11 protein-coding genes and 1 tRNA gene are annotated in these 16,687 nt (G+C 60.3%); 7 read left to right on the top strand and 5 right to left on the bottom strand.

What is annotated here, in order from left to right; translation table 11 throughout:
- Positions 1–643 precede the first annotated feature (643 nt).
- From BW995_RS17180 to BW995_RS17150, 7 genes are all read left to right on the top strand, one after another.
- Positions 644–1,684: a rod shape-determining protein gene (locus BW995_RS17180; protein WP_076401661.1), complete on the top strand. Its 1,041-nt coding sequence runs from the start codon at positions 644–646 to the stop codon at positions 1,682–1,684.
- Positions 1,685–1,802: 118 nt separating this feature from the next.
- Positions 1,803–2,684 (top strand): rod shape-determining protein MreC, encoded by an 882-nt coding sequence (gene mreC, locus BW995_RS17175; protein WP_076401660.1) that lies wholly within the window; start codon positions 1,803–1,805, stop codon positions 2,682–2,684.
- Positions 2,685–2,786: 102 nt separating this feature from the next.
- The gene (gene mreD / locus BW995_RS17170) at positions 2,787–3,302 is read left to right on the top strand and encodes a rod shape-determining protein MreD (protein WP_076401659.1); all 516 of its coding nucleotides are present in this window, start codon (positions 2,787–2,789) and stop codon (positions 3,300–3,302) included.
- Between the two features lie 60 nt (positions 3,303–3,362).
- Positions 3,363–5,387 carry a penicillin-binding protein 2 gene (gene mrdA, locus BW995_RS17165; protein ID WP_076401658.1) on the top strand — a complete coding sequence of 675 codons (2,025 nt, stop codon included), beginning with the start codon at positions 3,363–3,365 and terminating at the stop codon, positions 5,385–5,387.
- A 47-nt stretch (positions 5,388–5,434) separates the two neighbouring features.
- Entirely contained in the window at positions 5,435–6,595 is a 1,161-nt protein-coding gene (gene rodA / locus BW995_RS17160; RefSeq protein WP_076401657.1) for a rod shape-determining protein RodA, read from the top strand.
- A gap of 205 nt (positions 6,596–6,800) precedes the next feature.
- Positions 6,801–6,876, top strand: a tRNA-Lys gene (locus tag BW995_RS17155).
- Positions 6,877–7,163: 287 nt separating this feature from the next.
- On the top strand, positions 7,164–8,000 hold the full coding sequence (locus BW995_RS17150) for an FRG domain-containing protein (RefSeq protein WP_076401656.1): 837 nt from the start codon (positions 7,164–7,166) through the stop codon (positions 7,998–8,000).
- Between the two features lie 450 nt (positions 8,001–8,450).
- Here the strand turns inward: BW995_RS17150 and lpdA are convergent, their stop codons facing one another.
- From lpdA to sucC, 5 genes are all read right to left on the bottom strand, one after another.
- On the bottom strand, positions 8,451–9,845 hold the full coding sequence (lpdA, locus tag BW995_RS17145; protein ID WP_076401655.1) for a dihydrolipoyl dehydrogenase: 1,395 nt from the start codon (positions 9,843–9,845) through the stop codon (positions 8,451–8,453).
- A gap of 115 nt (positions 9,846–9,960) precedes the next feature.
- On the bottom strand, positions 9,961–11,235 hold the full coding sequence (odhB, locus tag BW995_RS17140) for a 2-oxoglutarate dehydrogenase complex dihydrolipoyllysine-residue succinyltransferase (RefSeq protein WP_076401654.1): 1,275 nt from the start codon (positions 11,233–11,235) through the stop codon (positions 9,961–9,963).
- Positions 11,236–11,290: 55 nt separating this feature from the next.
- A complete protein-coding gene (locus BW995_RS17135; protein WP_076401653.1) occupies positions 11,291–14,206 on the bottom strand; it encodes a 2-oxoglutarate dehydrogenase E1 component in 2,916 nt (971 codons plus the stop codon).
- 380 nt (positions 14,207–14,586) lie between these two features.
- The gene (sucD, locus tag BW995_RS17130) at positions 14,587–15,462 is read right to left on the bottom strand and encodes a succinate--CoA ligase subunit alpha (RefSeq protein ID WP_076401652.1); all 876 of its coding nucleotides are present in this window, start codon (positions 15,460–15,462) and stop codon (positions 14,587–14,589) included.
- Positions 15,462–16,664, bottom strand: coding sequence for an ADP-forming succinate--CoA ligase subunit beta (gene sucC / locus BW995_RS17125; protein ID WP_076401651.1), 1,203 nt, complete (start codon positions 16,662–16,664; stop codon positions 15,462–15,464). The genes sucD and sucC overlap by 1 nt, the downstream gene beginning before the upstream one ends.
- Positions 16,665–16,687: the final 23 nt, after the last annotated feature.

The raw sequence follows: 16,687 nt of genomic DNA, 5'->3' as shown, positions 1-16,687 counted from the left end.
TTCAGGCATTTTCACGACGTCCTTGTCACAAAGTCGTAGCAAGGGCGCAATCCGCCGCAATGCAGCAGGAAAGTGACTCTGCGGGGCTGTTCACTGTTGACTTTCAGGGCCCATCGCCTCTTTCATACCAGCAGCCGACAGCACAAGAGGCAGCCCCTGCCCCTGTCTGCACCGGCTCCTCGCTCGTGGTGTTGCGCCTTTTGGTCCACAAACGACAACAACGCCTCACAGCAGACGACCCGCTGCACCGGCTTGGCCTGTCCTGCCCGTTTTTTCAGCTGTTGACCCCGGTCGCCAGCCAGAAACGACCGGCAGAGAGGAAAAGACGATTCAGCATGGCCTTTCTGCTTGCAGTTCCAAGGCTGCGGGTTGATAAACACCGCGGCCTGTGGCAAAGGGGACGGTTGCCGCACCATGGTACTGTCAGCGGACCCATCCGGGGGGAACGGGGTCCGTATGTGGGGAATGGGCAGAACGGTGCCAGCACCCAAAGCCGGGTTTCAGGAACGCAGCGCCTGACCCCCGGAGGCCGAAGGAAACGACGGCCGACGATTACAATGTTGCAAGAGTCGATCGACTGCCTGGAGACAGGCGGGCTTTTTGGTTATCTGAACCCACAAGACTTTCGCTTGAGTGAGGAAATATGTTCTCCAGGCTGGCCGGATGGCTGTCCGCCGACATGGCGATTGACCTAGGGACCGCAAACACGCTGGTCTATGTTAAAGGACGCGGCATCGTTCTGAACGAGCCGTCCGTGGTTGCGATTGCCGAGGTCAAGGGCAAGAAGCAGGTTCTTGCCGTTGGCGACGAAGCCAAGCAGATGCTGGGCCGTACCCCCGGCAACATTCAGGCCATTCGCCCGCTGCGCGATGGCGTGATCGCCGACTTCGAAGTCGCCGAAGAGATGATCAAGCACTTTATCCGCAAGGTGCACAATCGTCGTTCGTTCGCCAGCCCGATGGTGATCATTTGCGTGCCGTCCGGCTCGACCGCCGTTGAACGCCGCGCCATTCAGGAAAGCGCCGAGCAGGCTGGTGCCCGCCGCGTGTACCTGATCGAAGAACCGATGGCTGCCGCCATTGGGGCCGGCCTGCCGGTGACCGAACCGACCGGTTCGATGGTCGTTGACATCGGCGGCGGCACCACCGAAGTCGCCGTGCTGTCGCTGGGCGGTATCGTTTATGCCCGCAGCGTGCGCGTTGGCGGCGACAAGATGGACGAATCGATCATCGCCTACATCCGCCGCAACCACAATCTGCTGGTGGGTGAAGGTTCGGCCGAGCGCATCAAGAAAGACATCGGCTGCGCCTGCCCGCCCGAAGACGGCGAAGGCCGCACCATCGAGATCAAGGGCCGCGACCTGATGAACGGCGTGCCCAAGGAACTGATCGTGTCCGAACGCCAGATCGCCGAAAGCCTGGCCGAACCGGTCAGCCAGATCGTCGAAGCGGTGAAGGTCGCGCTGGAACACACCGCCCCCGAACTGGCCGCCGATATCGTTGACAAGGGTATCGTGCTGACCGGCGGTGGCGCACTGCTGACCAACCTCGACTACGTGCTGCGGGTGTCCACCGGCCTGCCGGTGTCGATTGCCGACGACCCGCTCAGCTGCGTGGCGCTGGGGACCGGACGTGCTCTCGAGGAAATGAAAAAACTCAGAAACGTCCTGACCTCAATGTACTAAGCCTACCGACCGGCCAGCACCTCCCTTGCTGGCCGGTTCCCGTTGTTGCGGTCGGGTCCGTGTCTCCCCGGTGATCTGTGCCGCCTTTGGTTTTCTCTGGCATCAGGGTCTTGTGTCCGTGAAGCAGCCGTCTGCGAGTCCGTCCCGTCTGGGGCACATCCGTTCTCTCGTCGCACGCTTTGCTCTTGTCCTGCTGGTCGGGGCGTCGTTCGCCCTGATGCTGCTGGGAAAGGCCGACATCCTGCTGGTCGAGCGGTTCCGCACCACCGCCACCGACGCCGTTGCGCCGGCCATCGACATGATGTCCCGCCCGGCCTCCAGCGTCGCCGAAATGGTCGACAACGTGCGCGAACTGATCGGCATCCGCGAAGAAAACCGCCGCCTGCGGCAGGAAAACGAACGCCTGCTGCGCTGGCAGACCACCGCCCGCCAGCTGGAAACCCAGGGCGAATCCCTGAAATCGCTGCTGAACTTCGTCCCCGAACCGCAATCGAGCTTTGTCTCGGCGCGCGTGGTCGCCGACACTGGCGGCTCGTTTGCCCAGTCGCTGCTGGTCACCGCCGGGGAACAGGACACGGTGGAAAAGGGTCAGGCGGTGATGTCCGGCGAAGGTCTGGTGGGCCGCATTTCCGAGGCTGGCCGCCGCTCGGCCCGCGTCCTGCTGATCACCGACATCAATTCGCGCATTCCGGTGATGGTCGGCAATGCCGGTCAGCGGGCGATTCTGGCCGGTGACAACAGCGACCGGCCACGCCTGTTGTTCCTGAAAGCCCTGCAGTCGATCGTTCCCGGTGACCGGGTGGTGACCTCGGGTGATGCCGGTGCTTTTCCGCCCGGCCTGCCGGTGGGGGTGGTAACCGCCGTCAATGATAGCGACGTCAAGATCGAACCCTATTTCCAGCGTGACCGCCTGAGTTATGTGCGGATCATTGATTTCGGGTTGTCCGGTATCCTGTCCGATATCGCTCCGCCGACCAGCAAAGCCGACAGCAAGCGCTGACCCGGCCTGTCCGGCCGCATTCGCCCCATTTCCCGTTCACCAAGCGGGGGATGGGGTGTTGCTATCCTGTTGATCCGTAGTCTGCCCAAGGAACCCTGAGCCATGCGTCCCACATTCTGGCAACGGCTTGATACCTTTGCCCGCCATCAAGTACCGATGGTGACGACGCTGCTGCTGGTTCTGGTGGCCATCATCCCGTCCCACGTCCCCGGTCTGGTGCGCATCGGCCCGATGCTGTCGCTGATTGCCGTCTATTACTGGGCGGCGCATCGCCCCGACCTGATGGGCTATGGCGTGGTGTTTGCTGTCGGCCTGCTGGAAGACACCATCTCGGGCGCGCCGCTGGGGATCGGTTCGCTGGTCCTGCTGTTGGTCCATGCCGGAGTGGTCCACCAGTACAAGTTCTTTAACGGCAAATCGTTCACCGTCACCTGGGGGGCCTTTGTGCTGGTGGCAGGCGGGGCATCGCTGCTGCGCTGGCTGAGCATTTCGGCGGTCAACGGTGCCCTTGTCAGCCCCGAGGCCCCCTTTTACGCTTATCTGATGACGGTTGCGATGTATCCGGTCATTGGCTGGCTGCTGGTTCGCCTGCATATCGCCCTGTTGCGCGATGTCTGATCCAACCGGCCCCCGGCTCCACGTTTCGTCCAGTAATTCAGGTCCATCAGGAGTGACACCATGGTAGGCAGGCATCGCGACGGCGACCGCGCGAAACTGTTTACACGCCGTATGGCCCTGTTAGGGGCCGGCAAAGGCGTGCTGATCGGCGCGCTGGTCGGGCGCATGTATTATTTGCAGGTCATCGAGGCCGACAAATACCGCACCCTGTCGGATGAAAACCGCATCAACCTGCGTCTGTTGCCGCCCCCCCGAGGCCGCATCATGGACCGGTTCGGCGAGCCGCTGGCGATCAACCAGCAGAATTTCCGCGTCCTATTGATCTCGGAAAAAATTCAGGATCAACAGGCGACGCTGGATGCGCTGTCGAACATCATTCCGCTGACCGATTACGACCGCCAGCGCATTGCGCGTGAAATCCGCCGCAAGCGCAGCTTTGTGCCGGTGACCATCCGCGAGAACCTGACCTGGGAAGAAATGGCCAGCATTCAGGTCAACGCTCCCGACCTGCCGGGGATCGTGATCGACGAAGGTCTGGCCCGCCTTTACCCCTATGGCGCGGATGTGGCGCACGTTCTGGGCTATGTCGCCTCGGTGTCGGAAAACGACCTGACCGGCGACCCGCTGCTGGAACTGCCGGGTTTCCGCATTGGCAAGGACGGCATCGAGCGAGAAGCCGATCTTCCCCTGCGCGGCAAGGGCGGCAACAGTCAGGTCGAAGTCAATGCCTTGGGCCGCATGATCCGCGAGCTGTCGCGCACCGACGGCCAACCGGGCGAAGACGTGGTTCTGACCATCGACATCCGCATTCAGGAAGCCGCCTCCAAGGCTCTGGGCGAGGAAAGCGGCACGGTGGTGGTGATGGACTGCATGACCGGCGAAGTCCTCGCCATGGTCTCGCAGCCCGCCTATGACCCCAACGCCTTTAACCGTGGCCTGACCAACGAAGAATGGAAAACGCTGACCAGCAGCCCGAAATCGCCGCTGGCCAACAAACCGATTGCCGGACAGTACGCCCCCGGCTCGACCTTCAAGATGGTGGTGGCGATGGCCGCCTATGAAGCCGGGGTGATCAAGCCGGAACAGACCGTCAATTGCCCCGGCCACATGACCATGGGCAACGCCCGCTTCCACTGCTGGAAAAAGGGTGGTCACGGCAACATGGATATGGTCGGCGCGCTGAAAAATTCGTGCGACGTCTATTTCTACGAAGTCGCCCGCCGCCTTGGCATTGACCGCATCGCCGACATGGCCCGCCGGTTTGGTCTGGGGGCCCCGACCGGCGTCGGCCTGCCGAAGGAAAAGGGCGGACTGATCCCCGACCGCCGGTGGAAACAGGCGGTGATGGGTGATGTCTGGCACCCCGGGGAATCGCTGGTGGCCGGGATCGGGCAAGGCTATATCACCGCCACCCCCCTGCAATTGGCGGTGATGACCTCGCGCATTGCCAATGGCGGGCTGGGCATCAAGCCGATCCTGACCAAGATGCAGATCGACGGCGACCATCTGGTGCCGCGCACCCCGCCAACTCCGCCCGATCTGGGCGTATCGCGCACCGCCATTCAACTGGCCAAGCGCGGCATGTGGGAAGTGGTCAACGGGTCCTATGGCACGGCGTGGCGCGTCAAGCTGCCGCCAGAATTCGGCGCCGACATGGCTGGCAAGACCGGCACCGCACAGGTGCGCCGGATTTCCAAGTCCGAGCGCGACAACGGGGTGATCAAGAACGAAGACCTGCCGTGGGAACGGCGCGACCATGCGCTGTTCGTCTGCTTTGCGCCCTATGAATCGCCACGCTATGTTATCTCGGTGGTGGTCGAACACGGCGGCGGCGGCTCGGCGGTGGCGGCTCCGATTGCCCAGAAAATCATGATGGAATGCCTGAAGCTGGACCCGGTCGGCCATACCAAGGACCGCGCCCCGTCGCATTCGCCGCAACAGCCGCAGCAACAGCCGCAACAGACCACCGCTCAGCAGGCCCAGCCGCAACAGCAGCCCGCCAGCGACACCGCCACCCCCGACGATGCCCCCGGCAGCGACGACACTCCCGGCGGCATGGACGAAGATACCCAGGGCACCGAGTAATCGTGTCTGTTTGCACCCGCATCCCTTTCCGGCAGGAGGCCTGACAGATGGCTGTCGATTTTCTTTCCCGTCGTCTGCGTCGGGGCGAAATGAGCCTTGGCGAGAAGTTATGGGCGGTCAGCTGGTCGCTGGTCCTGTTGATCACCCTGATTTCGAGCATCGGCTTCCTGATGCTCTATTCCGCCGCCGATGGCGACTGGGACCCGTGGGCCTCGCGCCAGATGACCCGCTATGCCGTCGGGCTGGTGATGATGCTGGTCGTGGCGATGATCGACGTCCGCCAGATGATCCGCTACGCCTATATCTTTTACGGCATCGCACTGGTCTTTCTGGTCGCCGTCGAGATCAAGGGCACCATCGGGATGGGCGCCCAGCGATGGATCGACCTCGGCTTTATCCAGCTTCAGCCGTCCGAAGTGATGAAAATCGCGCTGGTGCTGGCCTTGGGGCGCTATTTCCACGGCGCCAGCATCGACGAAAGCCGCCGCCTGAGCTTTTTGTTCATCCCGCTGATGATGGTGCTGGTCCCAGTCGGGCTGGTGATGAAGCAACCCGATCTCGGCACCGCCCTGATGCTGTTGATGGGGGCCGCCGCCATCGCCTTTGTTGCCGGTGTCCGCAAACTGGTGTTCATCGTCACCATCGGCGGCGGCATCGCCGCCATTCCGGTGGCGTGGCAGTTCCTGCATGACTATCAGAAAAACCGCGTGCTGATCTTCCTCAACCCCGAGCGCGACCCGCTAGGGGCCGGCTATCACATCACCCAGTCCAAGATCGCCCTCGGCTCGGGTGGTATCTTTGGCAAGGGCTATATGCTCGGCAGCCAGAGCCACCTGAACTTCCTGCCCGAGCACCAGACCGATTTCATCTTTACCATGCTGTCGGAAGAATTCGGCATGGTCGGCGGCATGGTCCTGCTCGGCCTGTATGTGCTGGTGCTGGTCTATGGCTATGTCATCGCTTTGCGCAGCCGCCACCACTTTGGCCGTCTGGTCGCCATGGGGATCACCACCACCTTTTTCCTCTATGTGTTCATCAACAGCGCGATGGTGATGGGCCTGATCCCGGTGGTCGGCGTGCCGCTGCCGCTGATCAGCTATGGCGGTACGGCGATGATGACCCTGATGATCGGCTTTGGCGTCCTGATGAGCGTTCACATCCACCGCAATGTGCAGATCGGCCATCGCGGCGGGTATGATGATTTCTAGGCTGCGGGGTTTGAAGGAAGGGCGCGGGGCGCTGCCCCACACCCCGCTGGGGCCAGTCGGCCCCAGGCCCCATCAGGGGTTCAGGAAAAAATTTGCGGGCGGTGTTTTTTCCTCTTGCCAACCCTGCGGAATGGCCGTATAAACCGCCCACACCGCGCAACGGTGGACGCAGAAAAGACTGCAAGAACAACGCAGTATCTTCTACGGGCACATAGCTCAGTTGGTAGAGCAGCTGACTCTTAATCAGCGGGTCCAAGGTTCGAGTCCTTGTGTGCCCACCAATTCTTGAAGGTTCACCAAAGCCTTCCGAAAGCCCGATCGAAAGATCGGGCTTTTTGTTTGCACTGGGGGTCTCCCCACCCCCATCTTTCGGCCTCGCGATGGATTAACTACATCTCACGAAAAACCCTTACTAATTGCAATTCCTTCATAGTTCTTATATTATCAGTATCGGGAATGAGGAGATGGCGACCTTCATGGAGTAAGGCAATTCGAACCAATACTACCATTACACAGCAATCAATACACATAAGTAAATTTGAAATAAAATAACATAGGAGGCGATGTCATGGCGCGCCCAAAAATCCATGTCTCGGATAATATATGGGATATCTTAAAAGAAATTGAAAAGTGGGGACAAGATGATGGAAAACATACAGTTTATAGGGGGCACACAGACTACCGCCATAAGCTCCGCCCTAGTCTATTTAGATCTCAAAATGAACGCATGAAGAATAATGAGCGGAATGTTCTTAGGGAGCTGATAACAAAACATCCTATCGAATTTTCAAGCGATGTCGGTATATTTGAGAAGCTAGTTAGGATGCAACACTACGGTCTTCCCACAAGATTACTTGACGTAACGTACAATCCACTCGTAGCGATATACTTTGCGTGTGAAAAATGCAGTAAATATGATGCAGAAATTATTGCAATTAGAGTTGATCCCGCTCATTTTAAATATTTCGATTCTGATACAGTGCGATGCATATCAAATTTATCAAATCTATCTCAGAGCGAAATTAAAGGACTAAATAGCGTTGCAGATTCTAGCGCTTTGAATGCGTCAGAGTCTGGGAAAAGATTACACGATTTTGTAATGCAGGAACGCCCAAATTTTCAGCCCCGCATTGATAAAAAACATTTGAGTGACTTTTATCTCGTGGAACCAAGATTAAATAATCCACGAATTCAGGCCCAAAAAGGAGCATTCCTTATCTTTGGTCTAGAAGAGGAATTAAAAGCAGGTACTAACGGATTCGAAATAAAAAAATTTAGAATTGACAAAAATAAGACCACTGAAATACGTCGCAACGTGGAGATGTTAGGATTCTCAGAGTCAAATATATATCCAGAGCTGAGCAAGACAGCAGACATGATAAAAAGAAAATATGAAGCAAATTAATTCTTGAGCAGGAGGATGGCTAATTACACCTAGCCATCCTGCCGTGAAATATGATTTCATTATTTTTTAAACAGCATGCTTCTTTATTTCATCAAAAATGAAACTATTCACCTCTTTCCCTATCAAGAGGCACCTTATTGAATACAGCGCACATGCGCTTTCCAACTGCAGCAACAGGGGGGCGGGAAAGCGTTTCTTATCTGCCGATACACGGAAGTATTTTTGCCGCAGAACAGCCAAAAATCGGGCCCCCCCCCTGAACTCTGGCAACCATCTTACCACAGGACACAGCGACAGGGCGTCAGGCACCAGACCTGACGTTTAAAACAAAGGGAGGTTTGGAGGCATCGCCTCCAAATGGGTTCGGGCGATAGCCCGATCTCCCCCCAACACAAAAGGCCAGCCCGGTTCCCCGGACTGGCCTTTTCGTACACTCACACTCAAACAGGCTTAGACGTGCAGCGGACGCTTGTCGACGGCGAGCATCGCTTCCTTGATCGCTTCGCCCAGCTGCGGGTGAGCGTGGCTGGAGCGGGCAACGTCTTCAGCCGAAGCGCCGAATTCCATCGCCACCACGACTTCCTGCATCAGGTCGCCAGCTTCGGGGCCGATGATGTGGCAGCCGAGGACGCGGTCGGTCTTGGCGTCGGCCAGAACCTTCACAAAGCCGTCGGTGCAGCCGTTGGCGCGGGCTCGGCCGTTGGCGGTGAAGGGGAACTTGCCGACCTTATAGGCCACACCGGCGTCCTTCAGCTGCTCTTCGGTCTTGCCAACCATCGCCACTTCGGGGTGGGTGTAGACCACCGACGGGATGGCGCCATAGTTGACGTGGCCGGACTGGCCCGCGATCAGCTCGGCGACGGCAACGCCTTCTTCTTCGGCCTTGTGGGCGAGCATCATGCCGCCGATCACGTCACCGATGGCGAACACGCCCTGCACGGCGGTCTGATAGTCGTGGTCAACCTCGATGAAGCCACGGGCATTGGCGGCCAGACCGATGCTGTCCAGACCGAGGCCTTCGGTGTACGGACGGCGACCGATGGCGACCAGCACCACGTCGGCATCCAGCGTCGAGGCTTCGCCACCGGCAGCCGGTTCCAGGGTCAGCGAGACACCGGCCTCGCTGGCAACCGCGCCGGTCACCTTGGTGCCCAGACGGAAAGCCAGACCCTGCTTTTCCAGCAGGCGCTGCATCTGCTTGCGCACTTCGCCGTCCATCGGCGGCAGGATGACGTCGAGGAATTCGACCACGGTCACTTCGGCGCCCAGACGACGGTAGACCGAGCCCAGTTCCAGACCGATCACGCCCGCACCGATCACCACCATCTTCTTCGGCACCGAGGTCATCGACAGCGCGCCGGTCGAAGACACGATCTGCTTTTCGTCGATGGTCACGCCCGGCAGCGGCGTCACGTCCGAACCGGTGGCGATCACGATGTTCTTGGTGGTCAGGGTGGTGTTGGTTTCGCCGGTGACGTCGACGGTGCCAGCAGCGGTGATCTTGCCCGCGCCCTTGATGTAGTCGATCTTGTTCTTCTTGAACAGGAACTCGATGCCAGCGGTGTTGTCGCTGACCACCTTGTCCTTGCGCTTGATCATGGTGGCGATGTCAACCGACACTGACCCGACGGTGATGCCGTGCTCGGCCAGCTCGTGCTGGGTCTGTTCGTACAGGTGCGAGGATTGCAACAGGGCCTTGGACGGAATGCAGCCGACGTTCAGGCAGGTGCCCCCCAAAGCGCCGCGCTTTTCAACGCAGGCAACCTTCATCCCCAACTGGGCGGCGCGAATGGCGCACACATAGCCGCCGGGGCCACCACCGATAACGACCAGATCATAAGACATTGTGGAGTCTTCCTTCCCCTAACCGCACGCCAGCCAGCCGGATGGACTGGCGCAGAAAACTGCTGTTCATGACAGGACAAAACGGGGGACCCTGCGGCCCCCCGTCGTGTAGGCTTCAGGCATCCATCAGGATACGCGCCGGATCTTCCAGGCATTCCTTGACGCGCACCAGGAAGGTGACGGCTTCCTTGCCGTCGATGATGCGGTGGTCATAGGACAGCGCCAGATACATCATCGGGCGGGCCTGGATCGAACCATCGGGCATCACCATCGGACGCATCATGGTCTTGTGCATGCCCAGAATGCCCGACTGCGGCGGGTTCAGGATCGGGGTGGACATCAGCGACCCATAGACGCCGCCGTTCGACACGGTAAAGGTGCCGCCCTGCATGTCTTCCATGGTCAGCTTGCCGTCGCGCGCCTTTTTGCCGTAATCGGCAATCTTCTTTTCGATTTCGGCAAAGCTCAGCTTGTCGCAATCGCGCACCACCGGCACCACCAGACCCTGCGGACCGCCAACGGCGACCGAGATGTCGTAGTAGTTCTTGTACACCAGTTCATCGCCGTCGATCTCGGCGTTCACCGCCGGGATTTCCTGCAGGGCGGTGACACAAGCCTTGATGAAGAAGGACATGAAGCCCAGACGGCAGCCATGCTTCTTTTCAAAGTTGTCCTTGTACTGGTTGCGCAGCGCCATGACGTTGGTCATGTCGATTTCGTTGAAGGTGGTCAGCATGGCAGCGGTGTTCTGAGCGTCCTTCAGACGTTCAGCGACGCGCTTGCGCAGGCGGGTCATCTTCACGCGTTCTTCGCGCGGGCCGGAGGCAGCGGTAGCAGCAGCGCCCGGAGTGACGGCAGCGGCGGCGGCCTTGGCGGCAGCCGACGGAGCCTTGCCACCGTTGGCGATGAAGGCCAGCACGTCTTCCTTGGTCAGACGACCATCCTTACCGGTGGCCGGGATTTTGCCAGCATCGAGACTGTTGTCTTCGATCAGCTTGCGCACCGCCGGAGCCAGCGGGTAGTCGAGGTTGGCGTTGGCGGCCGGGGCAGCCTTGGCCGGAGCCGGAGCCGGAGCAGCAGCGGCCGGAGCGGCAGCCGGGGCAGCAGCAGCAGCCGGAGCCGCCGCCGGAGCGGCAGACACAGACCCTTCGGCCCCTTCGGCGATCAGGCACAGCAGGGCACCGACTTCGATTTCGGCACCATCAGCGGCGACGATTTCGGCCAGCGCACCGGCAACCGGGCTGGGGACTTCGACGGTAACCTTGTCGGTTTCCAGTTCGCACAGCGGCTCGTCAACCTTGACGGCGTCGCCGGGCTTCTTGAACCACTTGGAAACGGTAGCTTCGGTAACAGACTCGCCAAGGGCGGGAACTTTAACTTCAGTGGCCATGACGTCCTCGATATCTCTTCGTCTCGTCGATCAGGCTAAAGGCGGGGGTCCCGCCTTATTCGCCCATCTTGGAAAGCGTGGTGGCGCGCTTGAACGGCTGCGGCAGGTCGATGTACGGCCATGCCTTGACGTCCAGAGCCTGCTCGGCCAGGCGGTTTTGTTCAGCAACGTGCTTCTTCATCAGACCGGTGGCCGGAGACGCCGAGGCCGGGCGGCCGACATAGGCGACCTTGGCAGGGGTGTGACCGGTTTCCTCGACGATGAATTGCAGGCGCGGCATGACAAAGGTCCAGTAGCCCATGTTGGCCGGTTCTTCCTGGCACCAGACGACTTCCGCGTTGCGGTAACGCGAAATTTCGGCCTTCACCAGTTCCTTCGGCCAGGGATAGAGCTGCTCGACGCGCACCAGGGCGACATCGGTGATGCCGCGCTCTTCGCGGGCAGCCAGCAGATCGTAATAGACCTTGCCCGAGCACAGCACGACACGCTTGACCTGATCGTCAGCCACCAGCGGCTGGGTTTCAGGGATCACGCGCTGGAAGCCGGAATTCGGCCCCAGATCGGCCAGCGAGCTGACGCAGGCCTTGTGACGCAGCAACGACTTCGGCGTCATGATGATCAGCGGCTTGCGGAAATTGCGGCGGATCTGACGACGCAGGGCATGGAAGTAGTTGGCCGGAGTGGTCAGGTTACAGACCTGCATGTTGTCTTCGGCGCACAGCTGCAGATAGCGTTCCGGACGGGCGGAAGAGTGTTCCGGACCCTGACCTTCATAGCCATGCGGCAGCAGAACCACCAGACCGGACATGCGCAGCCACTTTGATTCACCCGAGCAGATGAACTGGTCAAAGATGATCTGAGCGCCGTTGGCGAAGTCACCGAACTGGGCTTCCCACAGGGTCAGACCGTTCGGCTCGGCCAGCGAGAAGCCATATTCATACCCCAGCACGGCGTATTCGGACAGCGGGCTGTCGAGCACTTCGTAATGGGCCTGCGTGTCGCTGATGTGGTTCAGCGGCACGTAGGTGTTTTCGTTGCTCTGGTCGATCAGCACCGAGTGGCGCTGCGAGAAGGTGCCACGACCGCAATCCTGACCGGACAGACGGATCGGGTGGCCTTCCTGAGCCAGCGTCCCGAACGCCAGCGCCTCGGCGGTGGCCCAGTCGATGCCTTCGCCGGTTTCAAACATCTGCTCTTTGGCCTTGAGCTGACGCTGAATCTTGCGGTTGACGTCGACGCTGTCCGGGGTGGTGGTCAGCGCCTTGCCGACCAGCTTCAGGGCCTCGATCGAGCACTGGGTGTCGTACTGCTGGTATTCTTCTTCGTCGCCCAGCTGGTTCAGACCCTTCCAGCGGCCTTCCAGCCAGTCGGCCTTGTTCGGCTTGTAAGACTTGGCGGTTTCGAATTCGCCTTCCAGATGGGCGTGGAAATCCGCCGCCATCTTGTCGGCGTCGGCCTGCGACATCACGTTTTCGCCAACCAGACGCTGGGCGTACAGGTTGCGGGTGGTGGTCTGCCCCGAGATCAGCTTGTACATCTTGGGCTGGGTGAACGCCGGTTCTTCGGACTCGTTGTGGCCCTGACGGCGATAGCACACCATGTCCAGCACCACGTCAGACTTGAAGGTCTGGCGGTATTCGATGGCGATGCGGGCGGCATGCACCACGGCTTCCGGGTCATCACCGTTCACGTGCAGGATCGGAGCCTGCACCATCTTGGCAATGTCCGAGCAGTAGGTGCCCGAACGGCTGTACTGCGGCGCGGTGGTGAAACCGATCTGGTTGTTGATGACGAAGTGCAGGGTGCCGCCGGTACGATAGCCCTTCAGCTGGCTCATGCCAAAGCACTCGGCCACCACGCCCTGACCAGCGAACGCGGCGTCACCGTGCAGGATGATGCCCAGAACGCGGGTGCGTTCGGTGTCACCGATCTGGCCCTGACGCGCACGCACCTTGCCCAGCACCACCGGATCAACGGCTTCGAGGTGCGACGGGTTGGCCTGCAGCGACATGTGGACGATCTTGCCATCGAACTCGCGGTCGGTGGAGGTCCCCAGATGGTACTTCACGTCGCCCGAACCCTGGACGTCTTCCGGGTTGGCCGGATTGCCCTGGAATTCCGAGAAGATCGCCTGATACGGCTTGCGCATCACGTTGGCGAGGATGTTCAGGCGGCCACGGTGAGCCATGCCCAGAACGACTTCCTCAATCCCCAGCTGGCTGCCGCGCTTCAGCACCTGTTCAATCGCCGGAACGATCGACTCGCCGCCTTCCAGACCGAAACGCTTGGTTCCGGTGTACTTCACCTGCAGGAACTTTTCGAACCCTTCGGCCTCGGTCAGACGCTCGAGAATGGTCTTTTTGCCAAGGTCGGTGAATTCGGTGACATTCCGCGACGCCTCGATACGCTTCTGGATCCAGGCCTTTTGGTCCGGGTCCTGAATGTGCATGAACTCGACGCCGATGGTCCCGCAATAGGTCTTCTTCAGCAGCGACATGATTTCGCGCAGCTTGGCCTTTTCCAGACCCAGCACGTTGTCGATGAAGATTTCCCGGTCCAGATCGGCTTCGGTGAAGCCGTAGGTGCGGTAGTCCAGTTCCGGATGAGCGGTCGGCTCGTTGATGCCCAGCGGGTCCAGCTGCGCCATCAGGTGACCACGCACACGATAGGTGCGGATCATCATCAGGGCGCGGATGGAATCCAGCACCCGGGCGCGCACTTCGGCGTCCGAGGCACCACCGGGCTTCTTTTTCGGCGGCGGCGCATCCAGGTCCGGGGCGCCAACCACCTGCGTGCGGTTGCGGCCCCATGACGGACCCTTCAGCTCGCTGGCCAGCGAAGCCGGATCATCCATGAGTTCTTTGAAAAGGCTGATCCAGGTCGGATCAACGGCTTGTGGGTCGTCGAGGTACCGTTCGTAAAGCTCGGCGATGAAGGTGGCGTTAGCACCAGTCAGAAACGAAGCTTCCACGCTTCTTGCCCTTCTTGTTCCTGCCCGATTGATGGAACGCGACTGCCACGGCCGGGGATACCCGTGGAGTCCAGGACGCACATTTGCAACCCGCTGTGCTGCGGTGCGACCCCGCAGACCACGGGAAGACGCAACACGGAGTGATCGGTACAGCCCCTTCCCCTGGGGGAGGTCCGGGACAAACAGCATCCGATCCCACAGTCCTCTGACACGCTGACCCGGGACACGCTGGTCGTTCGGGCCGGTCGGTCAGTCGGCGCACGCAGCCCCTGACAAAGATAAAAGCGGACGGTCATCAGGGGGTGGCAGACAGGGTTACACTATCCACCAGAGAGAAGGAGCACCGGACCACAGGCCCGGTGCCCTTTCCTGTCAGGGTGTCAGCCCTTCATCAGCTGCAGCATGGTGCTGCCCAGAGCCGACGGGCTGTCCGCCACGACGATACCAGCGGAACGCATGGCATCCATCTTGGCGTCGGCGGTACCCTTACCGCCCGAGATGATCGCACCGGCATGGCCCATGCGCTTGCCCGGGGGGGCGGTCACGCCGGCGATGAAGCCAACCATCGGCTTCTTCACCTTGGACTGCTTGATGAACTCGGCGGCTTCTTCTTCAGCCGAACCACCGATTTCACCGATCATGATGATGCCTTCGGTTTCACCGTCGGCCAGGAACATTTCCAGGCAGTCGATGAAGTTGGTGCCGTTGACCGGGTCACCACCGATACCGATGCAGGTGGTCTGACCCAGACCGGCGGCAGTGGTCTGCGCGACGGCTTCGTAGGTCAGGGTGCCGGAACGCGACACCACACCGATCTTGCCACGCTGGTGAATGTGACCGGGCATGATGCCGATCTTGCATTCGCCGGGGGTGATCACACCCGGGCAGTTCGGGCCGATCAGGCGGGTCTTGGAATTCACCAGGGCGCGCTTGACCTTGACCATGTCCAGCACCGGAATACCTTCGGTGATGCAGACGGCCAGTTCCATTTCGGCGTCGATCGCTTCCAGAATGGCATCAGCGGCGAACGGCGGCGGAACGTAGATCACGGTGGCGTTGGCGCCAGTGCGTTCCTTGGCTTCGGCAACGGTGTCGAACACCGGCAGGTCGAGGTGCTTGGTACCGCCCTTGCCGGGGGTCACGCCACCGACCATCTTGGTGCCATAGGCAACTGCCTGCTCGGAGTGGAAGGTCCCCTGGGCGCCAGTGAAGCCCTGGCAGATGACCTTGGTGTCCTTACCAATGAGAACGGCCATTACTTCGCCTCCTTCACGGCTTTGACGACCTTATCAGCCGCATCCGCCAGATTATCGGCGGCGATGATCGGCAGGCCGGATTCGTTCATGATCTTCTTGCCGAGTTCGACGTTGGTGCCTTCCAGACGGACGACCAGCGGAACGTTCAGCGAGACTTCGCGGGCCGCAGCAACCACGCCTTCGGCGATGACGTCGCAGCGCATGATGCCGCCGAAGATGTTGACCAGAATGCCTTCGACGTTCGGGTCACGCAGGATGATCTTGAACGCCGTGGTGACGCGTTCCTTGGTCGCCCCGCCGCCAACGTCGAGGAAGTTGGCCGGCGAACCGCCGTACAGCTTGATGATGTCCATGGTGGCCATGGCCAGGCCTGCGCCGTTGACCATGCAGCCGATGGCACCATCGAGCTTGATGTAGTTCAGCGAATGCTGGGCGGCTTCGATTTCCGACGGATCTTCTTCGTCTTCGTCGCGCAGCTCTTCGATGTCCTTGTGACGGTACAGCGCGTTGCTGTCGAACGACATCTTGCAGTCGAGCGGGATCACGTCGCCCTCGCCGGTCACGACCAGCGGGTTGATTTCCAGCAGCGACACATCAAGGGTGCAGAAGCAGTTGAACAGCGAGGTCAGCATCTTGGTGAAGGCGCCGACCTGCTTGCCTTCCAGACCCAGGGCGAATGCCAGCTTGCGGCAGTGGAAGCCCGAGATGCCCGAAGCCGGATCAATGTCCTGGACAATGATCTTTTCCGGGGTGTGCGCGGCGACTTCTTCGATGTCCATGCCGCCTTCGGTCGACACCATCACCGCCACGCGGGACGAGGCGCGATCGACCAGCATCGACAGGTACAGTTCGCGCTTGATGTCACAGCCGGATTCGACGTAGACGCGCTTGACCTGCTTGCCTTCCGGGCCGGTCTGGTGGGTCACCAGGGTGTTGCCCAGCATCTGGCCAGCATTGACCTTGACGTCGTCAGCGGACTTGACGACGCGCACGCCGCCCTTGTCGCCAGCCTTTTCGACTTCCTTGAACTTGCCCTTGCCACGGCCACCGGCGTGGATCTGGGACTTGACCACGAACACCGGGGTTTCCAGGGTCTTGGCCACGGATTCAGCTTCGTCGGGGGTGTAGGCAACGCCGCCCTTCAGCACCGGAACGCCGAACTTTTTCAGCAGTTCCTTCGCCTGATACTCATGAATATTCATGTGTTTTCAGCCCTAATTTCTGT

Origin of the sequence: Insolitispirillum peregrinum (genome assembly GCF_900156605.1) — a bacterium.
Lineage (GTDB): Bacteria > Pseudomonadota > Alphaproteobacteria > Rhodospirillales > Rhodospirillaceae > Insolitispirillum > Insolitispirillum peregrinum.
The sequence above is the reverse complement of the archived record's forward strand: the minus strand, read 5'-3'. Positions and strand labels throughout refer to the sequence as shown.

Bases quoted from the DNA above. Each gene is read 5' to 3' on its own strand.
- BW995_RS17180 (WP_076401661.1), top strand. From the start codon at position 644: ATGTTCTCCAGGCTGGCCGGATGGCTGTCCGCCGACATGGCGATTGAC.
- mreD (WP_076401659.1), top strand. From the start codon at position 2,787: ATGCGTCCCACATTCTGGCAACGGCTTGATACCTTTGCCCGCCATCAA.
- mrdA (WP_076401658.1), top strand. From the start codon at position 3,363: ATGGTAGGCAGGCATCGCGACGGCGACCGCGCGAAACTGTTTACACGC.
- rodA (WP_076401657.1), top strand. From the start codon at position 5,435: ATGGCTGTCGATTTTCTTTCCCGTCGTCTGCGTCGGGGCGAAATGAGC.
- BW995_RS17150 (WP_076401656.1), top strand. From the start codon at position 7,164: ATGGCGCGCCCAAAAATCCATGTCTCGGATAATATATGGGATATCTTA.
- lpdA (WP_076401655.1), bottom strand. From the start codon at position 9,845: ATGTCTTATGATCTGGTCGTTATCGGTGGTGGCCCCGGCGGCTATGTG.
- odhB (WP_076401654.1), bottom strand. From the start codon at position 11,235: ATGGCCACTGAAGTTAAAGTTCCCGCCCTTGGCGAGTCTGTTACCGAA.
- sucD (WP_076401652.1), bottom strand. From the start codon at position 15,462: ATGGCCGTTCTCATTGGTAAGGACACCAAGGTCATCTGCCAGGGCTTC.
- sucC (WP_076401651.1), bottom strand. From the start codon at position 16,664: ATGAATATTCATGAGTATCAGGCGAAGGAACTGCTGAAAAAGTTCGGC.